The sequence below is a fragment of the Wolbachia endosymbiont (group B) of Ischnura elegans genome (genome assembly GCF_947251585.1).
GTDB lineage: Bacteria > Pseudomonadota > Alphaproteobacteria > Rickettsiales > Anaplasmataceae > Wolbachia.
This window is the reverse complement of sequence record NZ_OX366371.1, coordinates 1,172,713-1,191,890: the sequence shown is the minus strand read 5'-3', so window position 1 is coordinate 1,191,890 and position 19,178 is coordinate 1,172,713. Positions and strand designations below refer to the sequence as shown.

Genomic DNA, 19,178 nt, shown 5'->3' with positions numbered 1-19,178 from the left:
TAATCACTCCTAAAGTAAATATATTATCAGAACAATAGTAACAAGGGGTATACTATGTCAACAAATTTCCCGACATTGAAAAGCATATTATCAGAGCTGAAAAGAAAAAATAGCATTACTGTTTTAGAAGAACATTGTCAGGAAAAATGGGAGGTTTATGACTTGCTCATGGATTTAATAAATGATGAAAATTTTAAGCAAGCATATATAGATCTATCTTTCAACAAGAGCTTTAAAAAAAACTTTATAGAATTAGCAAATCAGGCAAAAAAAGCTGTAAGTAAGTATTTTAGAGACAAAGACATAGACCTTCGAGCTTTTTATGTAGAAACTAACAATTCTGATAAAGTGTTAAACATTAATCTTATTAATTACAATAGAAGTGAGCCAATAAGAATTAGTGATATCTTACAGCAAGAAAGGGATATTAGCACATTGAATATCTATTGCGATAAAAAGCATGACATATACGCTTACCGAAAAGGTAAGGAAAGACATTACGAATTTAAAGAGGGTGCATATTATGAAATGACAAGCACTTGGCCTGTGCAGGACAAGGATGGGAAAACTTTTACCTGTACTATGGTTATGAATGTAAGTAATTCTAGTATAACTAAAGTACTACAGTTTAATGGTAAAGATTTTGAATCGCCACCTGAGGAGTTTTTGGAATTAATAAGACAAAATGAAGAATTATATATTCAAGGTCTCTCTCTACATGACGCTGTAAAAGCATTATTGAAAAAGAACAAAAATGCTAACATTGCACCGGCTGTTAGTAATCTGCAAAATAACGAACATATCGTAATCAATCAAGACGAAAAGATGAAAGATCTTGAAAATGATGCTAAAAGCAATCCTATTCTTTCTTTCACTAGCAACAATGTATCAGAGGTTAATCCACAGCAGATTGCAACTCAGGCAATTGCAACTCAAACAGAAGTTAATTCACAACAACTAGATCAAAAGCTTACAAAAGCTGAGCAAGAAATTAGAGAATTAAATGAACTGAGGAACAATTTACATCATAGGCTCGAAGAGGCCAAGCAAGAATTTGAAAAGCATAATAGTGATTTACAGAATGAACTTGGAGAAGAAAAGCAAAAAAATGCAAAATTGCAAGCTGAACTGACACAAAAAAATGAAAAGCTAGCAAATATGTCAACAGAGCTGCAAGAAAGAGCGCAAGAACTTGAAGGTGCATATGAAGAAAAGAAAGACCTGAAGAAAAAGCTGGAAGTTGCTAATGCAGAAAAAGAAGAGTTGACAAGTGAGGTAAGAAAATTGCAAGAGGAATTAGACCAGCTGTTAAGTAATTGCATAATAAAGCAAAAAAAATCAGAACAGGAACTCATGGAGGCTAAACAAGAAATTGAAGAATTAGAGAAGTGCAATAGTGATTTACAGAATAAACTTGAAGAAGAAAAGCAAAAAAACGTAAAATTGCAAATTGGACTAACACAAAAAGATGAGAAGCTAGAAAATATATCAACAGAGCTGCAAGAGAAAATACAAGAACTTGAAAGTGCACATGAAGGAAAGAAAGATCTAGAGAAAAAGTTAACAATTGCTAATGCAAAAAATGAAAAACTGGAAGATAAATTGAAACAGTTTAAAAAAGCGGAAGAGGAAGCAGAAGATATATTAAATGAAAATTGGAAAGATATACAGAATTTAAAATTTACAATTCTACGCTTAGATGATAAGTACAACACAAATCTGGAATCTTATAAACAATAGGTAGATCAGCTAAAGCAGGAATATGAAGAGTTAAAGAACAAGGTAGAGCTTAAAGATGAGCAAATTAAGAAGTATAAGCAACAGTTGTCGCAGAAGAGAGAAGAAACAAAAGAGGTAGGGTCGAGAACTGGCGCGCCTCTTTAGGTGTATTAGATAGAACTTGATCTGACACTTTAAAAAAGTAAGTTATAAAATAATAAAAGAAAGGAGTGTTAGATATGAGTACGATACAAACAAAAATACTAAAACCAAAGTTAGGGTTATTAGAACTAGCAAAGCAATTAGGTAACGTATCACAAGCGTGTAAGGTGATGGGTTATTCGCGTGATACATTTTATCGATTTAAGGAGTTATATGAAAGTGGGGGAGAAGGAGCATTACATGAAATAAGTAAGAAAAAACCCCTATTAGCAAACAGAGTTTCCGAAGATATAGAAAGGGCAATAATTGGCATAGCTACAGAATTTCCAGCATATGGACAACAAAGAGCTGCAAATGAGCTGAGAAAAAGGGGTGTAATAATTTCCGAAGGTGGCGTAAGATCTGTATGGCTAAGAAATGACATTGAAACGTTCAAAAAAAGACTTAAAGCCCTTGAAGCAAAGGTTGCACAAGACGGCATAATTTTAACTGAAGAGCAACTTGCAGCATTGGAAAAAGTTAAAGAGCAAAGAGAAGCTCACGGTGAAATTGAAACAGAACACTCAGGTTATTTAGGGTCTCAAGATACTTATTACGTAGGCAATATCAAGGGCGTTGGGCGCATTTACCAGCAGACTTTTATTGATACATATTCGAGAGTGGCTTTTGCTAAGCTTTATACAGATAAAACTGCTATTACCGCTGCCGACTTGCTGAATGATAGAGTAATACCATTTTTCGATGTACAAAACGTGCCATTATTGCGCATTTTGACTGATAGAGGTACAGAATATTGTGGTAAACCAGAAAATCACGCTTATCAGCTTTATTTGGGAATTGAAAATATTGATCATTCAAGAACTAAAGCCAATTCACCACAAACTAATGGCATATGCGAAAGGTTTCATAAAACTATGCAAGATGAGTGTTACAATATTATCTTTAGAAAGAAAATCTACAGTTCTTTAGAAGATTTGCAGATAGATGTTGATCATTGGTTACGCTCTTACAATGAGACCAGGCCTCACTCAGGTAAATATTGCTATGGTAAAACGCCTATGCAGACTTTTCTTGATAGCAAACACATTGCTTTTCAGAAAAATATTAGTAACGTTAAACAAGAGACTGATATTAGTTTTAACTACCTCAATTCTTCTGTCAGTTAATTCGTTGCTGTCAGATTAAGTTGTGTCTAGTACACTTTAGGGTTTGGTGGCTGATCCATTATTTTCATGTTGGTCCTCAATCCAAAATTCCCATGTTTACGTTTCCAATTCCCGCCTCATCAAACGCAGCATGCGGATTTCCCGCACTACGCTTTCCTAGTAGATTCTTACCAAAGTTTATAACATATTGTGCTGGTAAGGCTTTCGGAACGTAATATCTTATTCTATAGTCCGAATATAGACCAAGGGTCTCATATATACATTCGCTACTCCACCTTTTCCAACCAAATCCTTTTGCTTTTCTGGCTTGCATCATATTGCGTCTTGTTTTCTTCTCTACCCACTGTTTAACGTAGCTGAAGCTTCGACTTGAGTTTCCTATTCTAAAGTAGTTTACCCACCCTCTCAATATCGGATTGATGATCTGAATCACTCTCCGTATTGGTTGCGATTTATAGTTACTGAATACCTTCTTCAACTTTTGAAGTAGGCTTGTTCGTGTTTTCATCTGTGGTGTTATCTGTACTCTCCACTTTCCTTGTTTTGTAATTTTCTTTCGAAAGTCAAATCCTAGAAAGCCGAATGTTTCTCCTCTCTTTAGATTGGCAATTTTTGTCTTTTCTTCATTTACACTTACTTCTAGTTTTGCTAATTCTTCTTGTAACCTTTTGTACACTAATTTCTCGAGCCATTCCCATCTCTGGTGCCCATCTATCAGTATCACTAAATCGTCTGCCCATCTGGCGTATTCTATACGTTGATATTTTTCTTCCCTGGTCACCTCTTTTGCTCTCTCTAGCATTTTGTCTACCTCATTGAGGTATATATTGCTCAACAACGGTGAGATAGGCGACCCTTGCGCTATTCTCGTTTTCCTCCTACCTTAAGGATTAGCTTAATCAAGTGCATGATTTCTTTATCATTTATTCTCTTGGCAATTTTCTCCATGAGAATATGATGTCGTACGTTATCAAAATAGGATTTCAGGTCTACATCAATACATTTTGTATTGCCTTTGATTGCTGCTTTCGCTACTCTGCTTACTGCTTCATGCGCTTTTCTCTTGGGTCTATATCCATATGATCCGTCCTGAAAGTCAGATTCATATATCGGTTCAATTATTAGCTTTAGTGCACTTTGCACTATTCTATCCCGGATGCAGGGTATGTTCAACGTTCTGAGTTTTCCCCCAACTTTTGGTATTTCCTTTCTCCGGTTCCTATTTGGGCTATAGGTTTTGGTTATTAGTTCATGTCTTATTTGCTGAAGATACTTTTCTAAGCCTTCTGCCTCTATCGATTTGAATGTTACCCCATCAATTCCTGGTGCCCCATTGCTTTTCTTTGTTAGCTTATATGCTTCTTCTAGTGTCTCCATCTTGCAGACGTGTACATAGATTCCCCAGAATCGCCATTCCGGTTCTGCTTTCGCTTTGATATATATCTTTCTTCTCAGGTCTTGTAATTTTATTGGCATTTTTGTCATTTTTACCTTTACCTTCCTTTTGTTAAAAGATCTCTACTAGTAGGGTGCCTTTGCTCCATGGGCGTTACCCCACTTCTTCGCTACTACACACCCATCCGCCACCCTTTCATCTTCGGTTCTTTTCCTGTTTTCCAGTTATAGAACCTACCACTCCAAGGTATTTCTCCTTGGGATGAGGAGGGCTTCTCCAGTTGCTTTGTATGTCCTCATTACCATGCTATCACTACCACCCCGCTGAAGTAGAACAATTGTATCAGTCGTTTTTCAACTGCCTATTCTGCTTTCGCCCATTGACCGCTGGCTCAGCCTTCAGTTCTTATCGTTTTCGAGGCCACCTATATGTTTGCTTTCGCTACGGCCTAGTAATTCGCCATTATCCTATGATAACGTTGTCGGTAGGCTTCAACATTTTGCTTTCCCTCCACATTGCTACCCTAGCTACAGGACTTCGACTTTTATCCTGGTGGGTCTACCTCCCACTGAACATACTTGCCTTCTCTGGACACACAATCAATTACTGACAAAGATTAAAGAATTGGAAGAATATAATGAGCACTTGACAGAAATAATTGGAAATAAAGCTCTGGAAATTGAAAGAATAACTGGAGAAAGAAAAGAGCTAAACGTTACAGTGCAATACTTAAATAGCCAAGTAGAACTGTTAAGTCCAGTAATTGATCAAGTACTTGTTAATAAAAAGGAAGTTTTTGATAATAATTCAAAAATGTTTTACCAGCTTACAGAGAAAATTGATGATTCAGAAAAAAAATCTAGGTCTTTAAGCCTTGATAGCGCATTTCATAGCGATCACTGTAATTCACTTCTAGACTTAATCAGCAGTCCCTCAAAGGTGTGTAGCCAAAGTCAGCGTGGAAATGTTTAAAGATGCACATGAGACCAGCGGCTTCTTTATTCAAGTAGCCCCTCTTGTCATCCGAGTAGTGTAACACATAGCTGTACGAACATTGCAATACGGCACATAATAAACAATGTCATGCCAGTGCGTGACACTGGGATCTAGTTTTTGGACATTGTTTTTGACATATGTCCTTAAGAACTATTGTTTACTGCATAATTTGCAAATACTTTGTAACCGTTCACGGAGATAAGGTGGTTTACAAAGTAAGTATAAAAGTGTAAAGAGATAGGAAGCTAAATATGGAATGGGTAAATGACAACAGTGCTGCAAGAAAAGGTTGTAGCAGAAAAGGCTAATCTCAAGGAAGAAATAAAAGCACTGATCAGAGAAAATGATAGCTTGAAAGCAAAAATAGTTGAATTAGAAGACAAATTGGGCTTAAATTCGCAAAATTCTCATCGCTGCCACCATCACGAGATATATATCGTAAGAAAGCAAAAAAGAAAAGTGATAAAAAACCAGGAGGTCAGCCAGGACATAAGGTGCATAAGCGTGAATTAATGGCTGCAGACGAGGTAGTGAGATGCACAATTGATACAATTTGTATGTGTGGAGGTAAGATTACTTTAGAAGATGAAATTATTCATCAGAAGGCAGAGTTGCCAGAAATTAAGCCAATTGTAACTGAGTACAGGTTGCAAAGAGGACATTGTAGCAGTTGTGTTAAAAGTCAATAGAAAAATTGATGTAGCTGTGAATAAGTACTTAAAATTTGTGTGGGCGTACTTATTCACAGCTATGCTATTGCTATATAGAAGCAGTTTTAGGGCTATACTCCTCAGTAAACAGTCTACCGTCTCTTACTAAAGAGTTAGCAAGGATAAGTAATTTTCTCATTGCAGCAGTAGAGGTAACTTTATATGGTTTTTTATATTGATTGTATAGCCTATCAAAGAAGATTTTTATATAAGAATTGTACCTTTGCGCACTAAGAATGCACATATGTAAAACCTTTCTAATTTGTGATCTACCACCCTGAATACACCTTTTTCCCTTACTAAAACCACTATCTCGATTAAAAGGTGCAACTCCGGAAAGGCTGGATATTTCTTTATGTTGGAGAGTTCCAAGCTCGGGTAGATAACAAATAAAAGTAATAGCTGTTATTGCACCTACACCAGGTATACTAGTTATTGACATGTACTTTTTTTTAAGCTCTTGATTTTTATCGACTAATTCCATTACCTCATCTTCTAAGACTTGAATTTGATTTTGTAAAACTGCAAGTAGCTCTTCCATTTGTTTGATTATAGATAAATCGGTTACTTGATGAGCTTGGGTTTTTTGTATTTTTGCTATTTCTACTAGTTGATTCCTGCGAGATAATTTTTGCTTCAAACAGTCAATACTACTAACTTTTAAAGGAGTGACACGCATGTCTGTATTACTAACCTTACTATTACCCATAAATATAGGATTCATGAGCAAGTCTCCATCCTTCTGCTAAATCAAAGAGACGTTTCCATCCCTTCCACAAAGCTATAGGACCTGGTTCTAAGTCATTTTTGCGAGCTAAAAACCCTCCCAATTGAGCTACCCACCTCACGATTTTTCTTATGGGTGGTGGGGCTTCAGGATAGTTTTTTGTTTTTAGCATTTTTGTATACAAAACCTTCCACTCCTCATCAGTCAGTATGATAGTACAAGGAAGATTGGGATTTGTTCTAGCTACTAATGTAATAAAAAATATTCTCCATGCAATTATACTCATTATTGTAAGAAAGCGGATCAATCTATCTGCTGTTTGGAGTCTACATTCTTCAACTTTAAGACCGGATTTCAAAATTTTATGAAAGACCTCTATTCTCCACCTTAAGCAATACCATTGTATTTTTTCTACTGCTTCTTCAAAATTATTAACACTTATATTTGTCAATAAGATCCAGTTCATAGGTTCTTCGCCAAATGGGGAATACTTTTCTATAACATAGACAGCATTCAAATTTAAATTAGGAAGTTTTTGAGTCTTACGTCTAGCGTTGTTTTTTGATGCATTCATCACAAAGTTACTAAACTTTACTTCTAACACTGCTGTTCTTTTAGGCCTATTATCACGGGTAGGAATACTTATTTGAATTTCTCCTTGGCAAGGCATACGATTCATCAAATCCCACAACTTTTCACCACCTTTTTCAGAATAAGTTGATCTCTTGTTTACTGTTCTGTTTTGATTTCCTCTTACTACAAAAAGAGATTGATTAGTGGAAGCAACTTCAAATAAATCATAAATATCTCCTTCTCTATCGCAAACGGTAACTACCTTAACATCCTTTAATCCAGGGTGATTAGTAGAGTCTTTTAGTGATGCTATCCACCGTATGCTTTCTTTCTCTTCTATAGGAACAGCAGTGTTATGGCTTCTCCTTTTCAACTCTCTTAGGTCTTCAGCTAAGGGAGGTCTAGTACTAATTTTTTGATCTAATAATCCTATAGGTAGTCCTTCTGTTGTAACTGCAAATGTTGTATGCATCACTAATCCATGGGTTTTAAAATTGGTTGTTTCAGATCTTAATCTTGCTGCTATAATCCCTAATCCTTTGGCCTTTTTATGATTTTTATATGAAATATAACTCGTGTCTTGGATAGCTAAAATAGTTGAATATTCTTTAGCTCTTTCAACAGTTTTAACTATATGACTGTCTAATATCTTTCTTTCAGAAATGGCATCATTTTGAAAAAATCTATAAGCTGCTTTACTTTGATACCAATCTTTACAAGCTTGATTTATTGAACATTCAGGCGATTCAGCAAAACTATTAACTACTTTTAAAAGCCTTTTACTTAATCTTATATCGCCAAAATTAACAATCCCAAATTCACTTTCTGCCCATTCACTAGTTGAGGTATTTATACTTCCTTTCATCATATATTTCATTTTTAGACCATAGGTCTATTTATAGTACTAAATTGAATTAGTAAAATAGCAGCTTTTTACCATTTATATACTTATGGGTAATAGTAAGTATTACTAACATAACGTGAGATGATGCTACAGTCTATTTTATCAGTTTTAGTAGCAATACCAAGGCTTTTTGCATAATCTCTCACCCATCTTGGTTGAATGACATATACTTCAAAACCATGGCTTAATAAAGTATAAGCACATAATTTTTCGTACCCACCAGTTGCTTCAAGTCCAACTTTGGTTACGTTATGTAAACGCAAAAAGTCGATTATTTGATCAATAGCTTGAACGTTATTTTCAAATACTTTATGATGTCCAAGTGGATGAATATGGATATCTAGTTTATTTTTGCTAATATCAATGCCAGTAATAATATTTGATAAATTCATAATCCCTCCATAAATAATGTGTATACTGCATTTTCCACCCTTATATACGAGCCTAAAAGCTCAACCAGTTGTTCGGAACTTTCAGTATAATAAACCAGAGAGGAGAACCTGTAACCGTTCACGCAATGGCGTCAACTTAAGAGCCTTCATTAGCAGACTCTCCTAAAGACATGATGGCGTTTAGGCTTATCAACTTTGTCCATTCACGGTATAAGAAAGTAGTTTACAAAAATTGCATAATTAGTATAAAAAACAATAAACTAGATAGATGAGGGGTTGATGATAGAGGTGCTACAAGAAAAGATTGTGGTATTGGAGTCAGAAGTTGGTACTCTGAAAGCAGAGAATGATAAGTTAAGGACAAAAATAATTGAGCTAGAGGATAAGCTGGGTTTAAATTCAAAAAATTCATCGCTGCCACCATCGCAAGATGTATATCGCAAAAAGACAAAAAAGAAGAGCGATAAAAAACCAGGCGGGCAGCCAGGACATGAAGCGCACAAGCGGGAATTGATGGTAGCAGATGAGGTGGTAAAATGTTCAATTGATACAATTTGCATGTGTGGAAGCCAAGTTATTTTAGAAGAAGAAACTGTGCATCAAAAGGTTGAATTGCCAAAAATTAAACCGATAGTGACTGAATATAGGCTACAAAAAGGCTACTGTAAGGCGTGTAAGAAAAGGATCTCAGCTAGTCTGCCTGAAGGTGTGACAAGGGATCTTTTAGGAGCTAATGCAAAAGCAGTAATTAGCAGTTTTAGTGGATTTTTTATCAATTCAAAAAGGGAAGTACAGCAAATTTTGAGCAGCATATTTAATCTGAATATAAGCCTAGGTTTGGTATCAAAGACCGAGGGTAGAGTATCAGAAAAATGTATATCTGAATACGAAAAAATAAGAGAAGAGCTACGGAAAAGCAAGTATTTACATATAGATGAAACAAGCCATAGGAACCAGGGAAAGAAAGGTTGGAGTTGGGTAGTAACGAATAAAACAGCAACACTTATGAAGTTAGTTGGATCTCGCGGAAAGAAGATATTAAAAGGGCTATTGCCAGAGTATGATGGAATAGTTATAAGCGATAGGTATGCTGCGTATAATTACTTTAATCGTGAAAACAGACAGATATGCTGGGCCCATTTAGCAAGGGACTTTGAAAGGTTTTTTTACAGTAAAAATGTTGAAGTGAGCAGAATTGGCGCAGCATTAAAATCGCTGAGCAACAGGGTATTTGTGGTAGATAGAGCACGTAAACAAAACCTGATAGACAATTTAAGATTTTTCCGGTTAATGAGGAAGATTCGAAAAAGGGTGAAACATTTTTTGCGAGAGATAACAAGGGTTGCAAAAGGAACTCAGGCCTCGAGAATGGCTGCCAATATACTACGTTCTGAAGATATGATGTGGAGATTCGTGCGCAATCCTGATCTGATCGAGACAACCAATAACCTTGCAGAACGTCAGGCTAGACGGTACGTCATTTATCGTAAAAATAGTTTTTTCACTTGGTCAGAACGTGGAGAAAAGTTCATTGAAAGAATGCTTTCGATATTTTTGACTGCACGTTTGAATGATCAGAATCCTGTCCAGAAACTACAGAATTTAGTCGCTATTCCTGCCTAATTGGGAATATTCCGTGAACGGTTACTGAAATTTTGCCGAAAATCACGGAAACTATAAAACTCAGATCGGCCTAGCCAAAGTAATGAAATACATCAAGCTTGCCTATAGTTGCGAAATTTGTATTCCCAGTTTGGCTTAAATGCTTTTTGTATGACCCATTTTTTAAATAAAAGTTTTTTCAAGTTTGTAATTAACCTTTTATTATAGCAGATTTATGCTGATGGCTGTAAACTGTTTTTAAAGACTATTAGCAACTTTGAATTTCCCTGCACCCAGCTTAAATTTACCTTCACCTCTTGCAAAAGGACCAGTTGGAACATCAAGCCACTTATCTTCTTTTGAATCTGCAGCCATACCTTTTACTACCCTATTGTCATTTAGTAAACTCTGTACTAAACGTTCAAGTTTATGTCTGCTAACATTATGAAACATAGGTGGTAATTTATGCCTTTGTTTGAAAATTCCAGGACCACCTGTATGCGTAAATGGATGGCCTTCGTGGGCTGAAAGTTTAATGTAGTGAATAAGTATATTTTTTAACTCTTCATCAGAGGACTTAATAGCATTAATTTGTTCAGATATATCTTCTAGCAAGCCTGTTGATGAACGCAAATAAGTTCTTACACTTCTGTCTGCTGCCCCATTGGACTTAACCACTGCTCCCTGATAAATTTTACTATGAGTTCTTTCAAGCTTTAGTGTATTACACACTGAATTTTGATGCTCTACTAGTGCAGGCAATAATGCAAAAGAGCATCTAACTCCATCAACAAGTGCAGTTGTACCTCTTATTGCATCTCTTGCTTGTTCTACGGTTGTAATTGATCCACATTTAGGTTTTCTCATATGATGTGCAGCAATTACAGTCGCTCCTGTTTCAGTTGCCAAACTTGCAAGCAATCCTGTTGAATACCACCCAAGTTCTGGATCTGAATTTATATCAGCATGAACAAACGATACTAATGGATCAAAAATAATCAGTTTTAAATTTTCAATTGCATTTAATTGTTCGCTAATACCTTCAAATTTTTCTGAAGTTTCAGGACATTTACCACGCGTATTGGTTTTTATTATAGAAAATGGTCCTCCTGTGTTTGGCATAGGTACAATAAATACACGATCCTGGTACTTTGCTCTATTACCTTCAGGATCAAGACGTTCTAAGCGACGATGTATCTCATCTGCATCATCTTCTGCTGAAAAAATTACCACTGATCCGTGCTCTTTTACAAGCGAACCAAAACCACAGATCTGATCTGTATCACTTGCAACTTTGAGAGCTAAATCAAGTAGTAGCATTCCTTTGCCTGTATCTCCCATAGCAGCTACTATTGAAGTAACGCCTAAAGGAAATAACCCTTCAACTAGGAACTTTTGTGTTGGTACTTCACCTAAATAACGGCTGAGATTCCAATCTAAAATATTGAGTTTATCATTTTTCTTTAACCTCCTTTCAATAAACTCAGAAGCTCTTATTCCTTCTAACACACAATCAGCAGCATCCCAGCCTTTTGTTTTATTTTGTGGAATATTAAGAATAACAAGTGATTCAACTCCGATCTCTAAAAGCTTTTTTTCAGCATTTTTTGCGTATTTATTACCTGCTTCATCATTATCTGGCCATATAATAATATGTTTACCCTTTAGGGGCGACCAGTCTGTTTTATCAACATCTGCGTTTGCTCCAGACATTGTTGTTGTAGCTACAATTCCTTGTTCTATCAGCGCTTCTGCACATTTTTCTCCTTCAACCAGAATAACTTTATCAGACTTTAAGATTTCTGGAATGTTGTAGAGTGGCCTTATCTCTGGTGCTGCAAACTTAGATTGTTTGACATCAAAAGGCTTGTATACTTTTTTCTTTCCTGGAGGATCAGAACGGTAAACTTTTACAATGACCTGGCCATTTTCATCATAATAATTCCAACTGTGGGTAATAAATTTCTCGAAGTCTTCATCAACATATTGTTTCTCTCTGTATTTTTTATTATTTCCGAGCCATTCACTTATTGAAGCTATTACCTCAGGAAACTCTGTCCTTGCATTCTTTCTATGCACAGCTGCCCAAAGGTCGATAATGTCACCACCTTCTCCAGTTGCAAAATCATTCCATAACCCAGCTCTACTGCCACTTAATTCTACTACCAGACTTTTTCCTTTGTTACCATGCACATCACCTACGTAAAACTTATCACCACGAAAAGTTCCTCTTGGCAAAAGGTAGAAAAGGCAAGATCTTATGTTAAGCAATAGTTCTGTTTTATCATTTAAAGATTTAGAATCGATATTCATAATAAAACCACAAATAACCTTATATAAGAGTTATTCAAGTTTTGAAGGCTAATGTTTACATCGACATTATTTTAAATGCTACCGCAATTATTCTCAAAAAAAAAGCAAGCGAATATCAATAGGTTAAAAATCGCACCGCAATTATTTAAATTTCTCCGAACCTGCAATTAACCGTCTATAAAGGTCATCCTTGACAGTTAGTTATTCAAGGAGCTCCAATGAAATCAAAGAATTCTTACTCAGGAATTGATCCCATAATTGTCAAGTACGTTAGACATTACGCAAAATGTATAAAAAACTTAAAGTGTTTTGTTCATGAAAGTCTTGAAGATATTGAGCAAGAACTTTTCTGTATGATTTGGCCTACTATTGAGAAATATGACGAAAGTAGAAGCTCTTTTTCTACCTTTGTATGTCAACTTGTTAAGTGTCGAGCTATTAATTTTATCAATAAGCAACTCTGCAAAAAACGCGGTGGCAGAGAAGGTATATTCTATGTTGATCCTGATGATCTACATGAAGTAGTTGATGATAGATGTCATTTTATCACTGAAATCACAACTCGTATTGATATGAACGATGTTATCTCAACACTACCCCAAGAATGGCAAGTACTATGCAGACAACTGGAATTTTTCAGCGTTCCAGAAATAGCTGAAATAAATGGAATACCACGCACAACAGTTTATAACACTTTGCAACGAATAAGACGGCACATAAATTTTTTTTAGCAAATCAAACAACAAGTAACAGTTCTAGTATAACTCTTATAGGAGGGCCATGATATATGACTTTAAAAATAATAAACAGCAAAGAAAGGGTAAAAATAGTAACAGGTGTAAAGGTAGTAATCTTTGGACCTTATGGAATCGGCAAAACCAGTCTGCTTAAAACTTTGAATGAACCAACACTTTGTCTTGATTTTGAAGCAGGACTTTTAGCTGTACAAGACTGGAAAGGGGATTCTATCAATATGCGCACTTGGAATGAGGCCAGAGATATTGCTTGTCTTATTGGTGGGCCAAACCCTGCACTAAAATCTGATCAAGCATACAGCCAAAGACACCATGAACATGTATCTAGCAAGTATAAAGATCTTCTTTCTGAAGTTTCTAAATACCGATGCATCTTTGTAGATAGTATAACTGTTGCTTCACGTTTATGTCTATTATGGGCAAAAATGCAACCTGAAGCTTTTTCTGAAAGAAGTGGAAAGCAAGACATGAGAGCTGCTTACGGAATGCTTGCTCAAGAAATGATGGCTTGGCTCAATCAATTTCAACATATTCGAGATAAAGACATCATCATAGTTGGCACACTAGGTCAATATCTCGATGACTGTAATCGTTCAACATGGCTACCTCAATGTGAAGGTGCTAAAACTGCTAGTGAAATTCCTGGGATAGTTGATGAAGTAATCAGTATGGTTGGAATTAAGAAAGATGATGGTACAGAGGTTCGCTCATTTGTCTGTCAGACTATTAATACTTGGGGATACCCTGCTAAAGATCGCAGTGGCTGCCTGAATATGGTTGAAGAACCGCATTTAGGTAAATTACTTGCGAAAATTAAAGCCAAAACCTTGGCTTCTATTATTTAATTAAAAATTGGAGAAATTATTATGGAACAAAGCTTTTTCAATATCGGTCAAAAAATTCCCTTTTTCAGTGTGAAAGAATACTTGAATGATCAATCGCCAATACCAGAAGATATAATTTCACCAAGGATTTTAACAAAAAGAGGTCTATTGGTGCTGGGTGGACCACCTAAAATCGGAAAAAGTGACTTTTTGATCTCTTGGCTTGTCCACATGGCTGCTGGGACTCCGCCAACAATATTGCAATAAACCTGAAACTTGAGAAGACTATTTCTCGAAAGCTTCTACAAAAAGAACGGAGAGTTGAATTTATTTATAGAGCTAATGATCAAATAACCATATGTCTCGATGGATAATATATGGTAGAGCTCATGGGCAACAAGAAATTAATAGTGCGGATTAGTTGTAGTTATGAAGTAAATCGATTAGCAGAGTTGTATCTATTAGATGCATATGAAAAATTAGTGTTAAGTAAACCAATAAAAGCGAGCAAAAAGGAAGAAAACTCTGAATATAAGAAAGTAGATTTGAGGACGGTAAAATGGTAACAGTTAGTTTATATGCAAGAGTTTCTTCAGGGAGGCAAGCACAAGAAGATACAATAGCAAGCCAAATTGCTGCTATAGAGAATCAAATTAGTATGGATGGACATAAATTATTAAATGAATATAAATTTATTGATAATGGTTATAGTGGTTCTAACATAATCCGTCCTGGTTTGGAAAAATTACGTGATAAAATAGCAGAAGGTAACATTGATAAGGTTTATATTCATTCTCCTGATCGTTTATCTCGTAAGTATGCATATCAGATGATATTACTTGAAGAGTTTAAGAAATTAGGAGTGGAAGTCATTTTTTTAAATTATCAAATTAGCGATAATCCAGAATGGCTTTGTTGCATAGCACTGATAGGCATGTAAATCACAATGAACTTACGCAGCTAATTTAAATTTAGCCATACCAATATCAGTAAATTTGTTCAGTAAGTAGCACTTAATTAACAGCTCTTTTTCACGATTTACCTCTGATTTATTTTTCAAGCCAAACCCAAATATTTGCTTCAACCTATAGAAAAAGACTTCAATATAAGACCGTGCTCCATACTTAACTTTTTTCTTCCATTCATTAATACCATCTTCATAATTCTCATATGACCTAATTCTACTAATATACTTGTTTCTTTCTGATAAGTAGTCAGCTAAACAAATTTTAGTATCCTTCCTAGGGCGAATAATAGGCACAATATTGTATTTTCTGCATTCTTTATACACACTTTTTATATCATAAGCCGCATCTGCTCGAATAGAACAAATGTTATATTTATCACTGACTTCTTCTAACATATCGCAGACCGGCAAATAGTCTACAGCAACACCACTAGTGTAGTTCATGCTTATTGCTTTCTTATCATTTATGTTTAAAATAACATGTAATTTTCTTACTTGACCATAACCACTGTATTTTCTTTTTCGAATATTAAGCTTACTATGCCCACCGTTATTATTGTAGATACTAACTCTAGTGCTATCTACGGCAATTTCAACATTTTCCAGATCATCTTTATTGCTTCTATGGTCATCAATCTTCAAATTAAGCTTTTTAAATCTTCTGGAAGCTTGTGTATAGCTGATAATCTTAAGTTTTTTGCCTATTTGTACCATATAACCTTTTACAAAACCTACAGCTTGTCTCAAGCCAATTCTAAAAAGATGAACTATTATGTGTATTAAAATTACAACTTTATCACTATAAGTGTTATTGCCACCTGCAACTTTTGGACTATTTTCATACCAATTTTCTATGGCTTGATTAACAAAATGAAAAACATTTCCTCTTTTTTTTAGAAACTCATTATATTCTCTTTGGTTACTTACTCTCATTTTTTGTGGCATAAGTTATACTTGTTTGAAAAATGCCTATTTTACAACAAAATGCGTTAGTAACCATAAGCTTTTCTCCTTACAATAACCTCAACCAACACTAGCTATGCAACAAAGCCATCCAGAATCTCAATTACTATTACAAATGCAAGGTATGATAGCAGAATACGAACGTGCAAAAATCATGGAACGAAGTCGTCGAGGAAAGATTTATGCAGCAAATAAGGGTTGTATAAGTGTAATGAGTGCTGCTCCTTATGGCTATCGTTATATAAACAAAAATACAGAAACAGGACAGGCCTTATTTGAGATTTATGAAGAAGAAGCTGAAGTTGTTCGTAAAGTATTCTCTTGGGTAGGAAGAGAAAGAGCCAGTATAGGAGAAGTATGTCGTAGGCTAAGTGCTATGTCCATTATGACGAGAACTGGAAAAGAGTATTGGGATAGGGCTGTAGTTTTGAGTATGTTAAAAAACTCTGCTTATAAAGGACAAGCAGCTTTTGGTAAAACAAGGTTTGGCGTAAAACTAAAACATATAAGACCGAAAAAAAACTCCTGCGAGCATCCAAAAGATAATTATTCTACTTATCCTGTTCCAAAAGAGGATTGGATTTATATTAAAGTACCTAGTATAGTAAGCGAAGATTTATTTGAAATCGTTCAAGAACAATTAGCTGAGAATAGAAAAATAGCAAGAACAAGACAAAGAGGAGCAAGACATTTATTGCAAGGTTTAGTAGTATGTAAGCTTTGCAATTATGCATATTATGGTACTAGCACTGCAAGGAATAAGGAGGGGAAAAAAACTAATAATCAGGTATATTATCGTTGTGTTGGCACGGATTCATACCGTTTTGGCGGTAATAAAATGTGTAACAACAAATTAATTCGTACAGATACATTAGACATGGCTGTGTGGGAAGAGGTGAAACATCTATTAAAAAATCCGAATAGAATATTAGAGGAGTATAAACGTAGACTTTCAGAACTTAAAAAATCACCACTAGATCAAAAAAGCGCTTTGCTTGAAACACAAGAAGATAAATTAAAACGAGGTATTGCAAGGTTAATTGATAGTTATGCTCAAGAATATATTGATCAAGAAGAATTTGAGCCAAGAATTAAAGCAATGAAACAAAACTTAAAAATGGTTGAAGAACAAAAGAAAAAGATATTTGATCAGAAAAAACTCACACAAGAGTTAACTCTAGTAGTAACAAATTTAGAGGGGTTTTCCTCTAGTATTAACTCAAGTCTTAATAATGCAGACTGGCTAACTAAACGTGATATTATTAGAACGTTAGTTAAGCGAATTGAGATTAATTTTGAGGATGTAAACATCGTGTTTAGAGTAAAAGAGCTTCCAGACTCTTTTCATATGGAAAAAAATCAATGCTTGCAATGTTGTTGTAGGGGTAAGTGGTGGTCAACTTGGTATCAAGAAAGAAGATCTTTTTATGTTTACAGAAACAGTGGCAAAAATGTCTACAGCATTTGATATGTCTGCAGAGCAAGCAGGTGATTCTATAGCTAAACTCTCTAACGTTTATGGAATTGATGTTAGTAAAATGGAATACGTTGGTAATGTAATCAATCACTTATCAGATAACACTGCTGCCAAAGCAAAAGATATGGTTGAAGCTCTAGCAATAGTTGGTGGTACTGCAAAACAATTTGGTCTTGACATCAAGGAAACAAGTAGTTTAGTAAATGCCTTCGTTAGTTTAGGTAAACAACCAGCAAAAGCTGCAACTGCTATAAATGCTCTACTTAGTAAACTTCAGACTGCTGAAGAACAAGGAGGGGATTTTAAAGCAGCATTAGAGCAAATGGGCATAACTGCAGAAGAAATAGTACAAAGAATAAGCGAAAACGGCGAAGAAGCATTACTCTATTTTTTTCAAACTCTAAAGAAAATGGATAATCAGGAACGTTCTACAATCCTGATGAAACTTTTCGGTCAGGAATATCAAGATGATATTGCATTATTAGCTGGAAGTTTTAATAAGTATGAGGATGCAATAAAGTTACTGGCTAATACAGAAAAGTACGGAAGCTCTCTGCAAGAAGAATTCAAAAATCGTGCAGACACTACAGCTAATAAATTACAATTACTTAAAAATGCAATAGTTGAAGCTGGCATGAATCTAGGGTCAGTAATGTTACCTACCTTGAATTATGTAGCTGGAAGTTTGAAAACAATAACAGAGCATATAGCTTCTTTTGCAGAAAAATATCCAACTTTAACCACGACGATCATGGGTACTGTAGCAGCTTTGATAAGTTTAAAAATTGCAGTAGTAGGACTAGGATACGGATTTACATTGCTAGGAAGTACGATTTTTGGTCTGAAAGCAAACCTACTTGGAGTATTTTCATTTTTATCAGCTACAGTTTTTCCTGCAGTAGTAACAGGACTAAGAACAATAACGCTTGCTGTAATGAGTAATCCTATAGGGCTTTTAATTGCTGGACTTGTTACTGGCGCAGCTCTTGTTATCACTAACTGGCAAAAGGTGAAAGACTTTTTCTCTAGCTTTTGGAAATCGATAATAAAACCCATAGAAGAAGCTTTTTCATGGATAGGGGAAAGTGTATTTGGAAAAGTATTAGGGAATAGCCCACTGAAAGAGTTTGAAAAAAGAAAAACTGAAGTAAAAGCAGTACATAGTCCCCTAAAGAGTAATATTCTCAACAGTGGAAATCCTTTGCTAAGTAACAGTATAATTAAAGAATTTTCCAAGAGAAATCAGAATAATTTCAGAATCAAAAGCCTTATTGAGGAGAAAAAGTTTACAGAGAGCGATAATGATAAGATATTTGCAGATTTTGGAAGGAGTAAATTTGAAAATAAAGAACAAAATAAAACTCAGAACATCACTAATAATTACACTATCAGCATTAAAGCAGAGCCAAATCAAGATGTTCGTAGTCTTGCAGATGAAGTAATAAAAAGGATAAGAGAAAAATCACGTGATGTTTTATTTGATACAGTAGAGACGTTTTATTGATCAACTATGTTTTTAAAAATTTTTTATT

17 protein-coding genes and 3 pseudogenes are annotated in these 19,178 nt (G+C 35.1%); 13 read left to right on the top strand and 7 right to left on the bottom strand.

The window, feature by feature from the left end; genetic code table 11:
* The first annotated feature begins 54 nt into the window (after nucleotides 1–54).
* Complete coding sequence (locus OPR58_RS06145) at nucleotides 55–1,740, top strand: coiled-coil domain-containing protein (protein WP_265022254.1); 1,686 nt, start codon at nucleotides 55–57, stop codon at nucleotides 1,738–1,740.
* A 218-nt stretch (nucleotides 1,741–1,958) separates the two neighbouring features.
* Nucleotides 1,959–3,047, top strand: coding sequence for an IS481 family transposase (locus tag OPR58_RS06140; RefSeq protein WP_019236582.1), 1,089 nt, complete (start codon nucleotides 1,959–1,961; stop codon nucleotides 3,045–3,047).
* A gap of 76 nt (nucleotides 3,048–3,123) precedes the next feature.
* On the opposite strand, the gene OPR58_RS06135 is transcribed toward OPR58_RS06140, so the two are convergent.
* Both OPR58_RS06135 and OPR58_RS06130 read right to left on the bottom strand, forming a co-directional pair.
* Nucleotides 3,124–3,882 carry a group II intron maturase-specific domain-containing protein gene (locus OPR58_RS06135; protein ID WP_265022253.1) on the bottom strand — a complete coding sequence of 253 codons (759 nt, stop codon included), beginning with the start codon at nucleotides 3,880–3,882 and terminating at the stop codon, nucleotides 3,124–3,126.
* A 26-nt stretch (nucleotides 3,883–3,908) separates the two neighbouring features.
* Entirely contained in the window at nucleotides 3,909–4,532 is a 624-nt protein-coding gene (locus OPR58_RS06130; protein ID WP_265022252.1) for a reverse transcriptase domain-containing protein, read from the bottom strand.
* Between the two features lie 556 nt (nucleotides 4,533–5,088).
* Between OPR58_RS06130 and OPR58_RS06125 the strand changes: the two genes are divergently transcribed.
* From OPR58_RS06125 to OPR58_RS11295, 3 genes are all read left to right on the top strand, one after another.
* Nucleotides 5,089–5,415, top strand: coding sequence for a hypothetical protein (locus OPR58_RS06125; protein ID WP_265022251.1), 327 nt, complete (start codon nucleotides 5,089–5,091; stop codon nucleotides 5,413–5,415).
* Between the two features lie 288 nt (nucleotides 5,416–5,703).
* The gene (locus OPR58_RS06120) at nucleotides 5,704–5,952 is read left to right on the top strand and encodes a DUF6444 domain-containing protein (RefSeq protein WP_265022250.1); all 249 of its coding nucleotides are present in this window, start codon (nucleotides 5,704–5,706) and stop codon (nucleotides 5,950–5,952) included.
* Entirely contained in the window at nucleotides 5,952–6,128 is a 177-nt protein-coding gene (locus tag OPR58_RS11295) for an IS66 family transposase zinc-finger binding domain-containing protein (protein ID WP_406846499.1), read from the top strand. The genes OPR58_RS06120 and OPR58_RS11295 overlap by 1 nt, the downstream gene beginning before the upstream one ends.
* 70 nt (nucleotides 6,129–6,198) lie before the next feature.
* Here OPR58_RS11295 and OPR58_RS06110 read toward each other — a convergent pair whose 3' ends face one another.
* The 3 genes and pseudogenes from OPR58_RS06110 to OPR58_RS06100 form a co-directional block, all read right to left on the bottom strand.
* Nucleotides 6,199–6,858, bottom strand: coding sequence for a transposase (locus OPR58_RS06110; RefSeq protein WP_265022249.1), 660 nt, complete (start codon nucleotides 6,856–6,858; stop codon nucleotides 6,199–6,201).
* Entirely contained in the window at nucleotides 6,851–8,317 is a 1,467-nt protein-coding gene (locus OPR58_RS06105) for an IS4 family transposase (protein ID WP_265023151.1), read from the bottom strand. Before OPR58_RS06105 ends, OPR58_RS06110 begins: the two co-directional genes overlap by 8 nt.
* 95 nt (nucleotides 8,318–8,412) lie before the next feature.
* A pseudogene (locus tag OPR58_RS06100) lies at nucleotides 8,413–8,745 on the bottom strand (IS110 family transposase); the annotation flags it as partial.
* Between the two features lie 279 nt (nucleotides 8,746–9,024).
* Here OPR58_RS06100 and tnpC point away from each other — a divergent pair.
* Nucleotides 9,025–10,368 carry an IS66 family transposase gene (tnpC, locus tag OPR58_RS06095; protein ID WP_265022247.1) on the top strand — a complete coding sequence of 448 codons (1,344 nt, stop codon included), beginning with the start codon at nucleotides 9,025–9,027 and terminating at the stop codon, nucleotides 10,366–10,368.
* Between the two features lie 237 nt (nucleotides 10,369–10,605).
* Here the strand turns inward: tnpC and OPR58_RS06090 are convergent, their stop codons facing one another.
* Entirely contained in the window at nucleotides 10,606–12,660 is a 2,055-nt protein-coding gene (locus OPR58_RS06090; RefSeq protein WP_265022246.1) for an AAA family ATPase, read from the bottom strand.
* Nucleotides 12,661–12,878: 218 nt separating this feature from the next.
* On the opposite strand from OPR58_RS06090, the gene OPR58_RS06085 reads away from it, so the two are divergent.
* The 5 genes and pseudogenes from OPR58_RS06085 to OPR58_RS06065 all read left to right on the top strand — a co-directional run bounded on the left by OPR58_RS06085 (nucleotide 12,879) and on the right by OPR58_RS06065 (nucleotide 15,179).
* On the top strand, nucleotides 12,879–13,391 hold the full coding sequence (locus OPR58_RS06085) for an RNA polymerase sigma factor (protein ID WP_265022245.1): 513 nt from the start codon (nucleotides 12,879–12,881) through the stop codon (nucleotides 13,389–13,391).
* Nucleotides 13,392–13,447: 56 nt separating this feature from the next.
* Nucleotides 13,448–14,260: an ATP-binding protein gene (locus OPR58_RS06080; protein WP_214303314.1), complete on the top strand. Its 813-nt coding sequence runs from the start codon at nucleotides 13,448–13,450 to the stop codon at nucleotides 14,258–14,260.
* A 21-nt stretch (nucleotides 14,261–14,281) separates the two neighbouring features.
* Nucleotides 14,282–14,482: pseudogene (locus tag OPR58_RS06075) on the top strand (AAA family ATPase); the annotation flags it as partial.
* 134 nt (nucleotides 14,483–14,616) lie between these two features.
* Nucleotides 14,617–14,805, top strand: coding sequence for a hypothetical protein (locus tag OPR58_RS06070; protein WP_038249248.1), 189 nt, complete (start codon nucleotides 14,617–14,619; stop codon nucleotides 14,803–14,805).
* Entirely contained in the window at nucleotides 14,799–15,179 is a 381-nt protein-coding gene (locus OPR58_RS06065; RefSeq protein ID WP_265022244.1) for a recombinase family protein, read from the top strand. Before OPR58_RS06070 ends, OPR58_RS06065 begins: the two co-directional genes overlap by 7 nt.
* A 12-nt stretch (nucleotides 15,180–15,191) precedes the next feature.
* Here OPR58_RS06065 and OPR58_RS06060 read toward each other — a convergent pair whose 3' ends face one another.
* Nucleotides 15,192–16,151 carry an IS5 family transposase gene (locus OPR58_RS06060; protein WP_265022212.1) on the bottom strand — a complete coding sequence of 320 codons (960 nt, stop codon included), beginning with the start codon at nucleotides 16,149–16,151 and terminating at the stop codon, nucleotides 15,192–15,194.
* Nucleotides 16,152–16,245: 94 nt separating this feature from the next.
* Between OPR58_RS06060 and OPR58_RS06055 the strand changes: the two genes are divergently transcribed.
* Both OPR58_RS06055 and OPR58_RS06050 read left to right on the top strand, forming a co-directional pair.
* Nucleotides 16,246–17,637, top strand: coding sequence for a recombinase family protein (locus tag OPR58_RS06055; RefSeq protein ID WP_320109882.1), 1,392 nt, complete (start codon nucleotides 16,246–16,248; stop codon nucleotides 17,635–17,637).
* A pseudogene (locus tag OPR58_RS06050) lies at nucleotides 17,549–19,150 on the top strand (phage tail tape measure protein); the annotation flags it as partial. The gene OPR58_RS06055 and the pseudogene OPR58_RS06050, both read left to right, overlap by 89 nt.
* Between the last annotated feature and the right edge of the window lie 28 nt (nucleotides 19,151–19,178).

Bases quoted from the DNA above. Each gene is read 5' to 3' on its own strand.
- OPR58_RS06130 (WP_265022252.1), bottom strand. From the start codon at position 4,532: ATGACAAAAATGCCAATAAAATTACAAGACCTGAGAAGAAAGATATAT.
- OPR58_RS06055 (WP_320109882.1), top strand. From the start codon at position 16,246: ATGCAACAAAGCCATCCAGAATCTCAATTACTATTACAAATGCAAGGT.
- OPR58_RS06140 (WP_019236582.1), top strand. From the start codon at position 1,959: ATGAGTACGATACAAACAAAAATACTAAAACCAAAGTTAGGGTTATTA.
- tnpC (WP_265022247.1), top strand. From the start codon at position 9,025: ATGATAGAGGTGCTACAAGAAAAGATTGTGGTATTGGAGTCAGAAGTT.
- OPR58_RS06145 (WP_265022254.1), top strand. From the start codon at position 55: ATGTCAACAAATTTCCCGACATTGAAAAGCATATTATCAGAGCTGAAA.
- OPR58_RS06110 (WP_265022249.1), bottom strand. From the start codon at position 6,858: ATGGGTAATAGTAAGGTTAGTAATACAGACATGCGTGTCACTCCTTTA.
- OPR58_RS06080 (WP_214303314.1), top strand. From the start codon at position 13,448: ATGACTTTAAAAATAATAAACAGCAAAGAAAGGGTAAAAATAGTAACA.
- OPR58_RS06085 (WP_265022245.1), top strand. From the start codon at position 12,879: ATGAAATCAAAGAATTCTTACTCAGGAATTGATCCCATAATTGTCAAG.
- OPR58_RS06065 (WP_265022244.1), top strand. From the start codon at position 14,799: ATGGTAACAGTTAGTTTATATGCAAGAGTTTCTTCAGGGAGGCAAGCA.
- OPR58_RS06090 (WP_265022246.1), bottom strand. From the start codon at position 12,660: ATGAATATCGATTCTAAATCTTTAAATGATAAAACAGAACTATTGCTT.
- OPR58_RS06105 (WP_265023151.1), bottom strand. From the start codon at position 8,317: ATGATGAAAGGAAGTATAAATACCTCAACTAGTGAATGGGCAGAAAGT.
- OPR58_RS06070 (WP_038249248.1), top strand. From the start codon at position 14,617: ATGGTAGAGCTCATGGGCAACAAGAAATTAATAGTGCGGATTAGTTGT.
- OPR58_RS06060 (WP_265022212.1), bottom strand. From the start codon at position 16,151: ATGCCACAAAAAATGAGAGTAAGTAACCAAAGAGAATATAATGAGTTT.
- OPR58_RS06120 (WP_265022250.1), top strand. From the start codon at position 5,704: ATGACAACAGTGCTGCAAGAAAAGGTTGTAGCAGAAAAGGCTAATCTC.
- OPR58_RS11295 (WP_406846499.1), top strand. From the start codon at position 5,952: ATGGCTGCAGACGAGGTAGTGAGATGCACAATTGATACAATTTGTATG.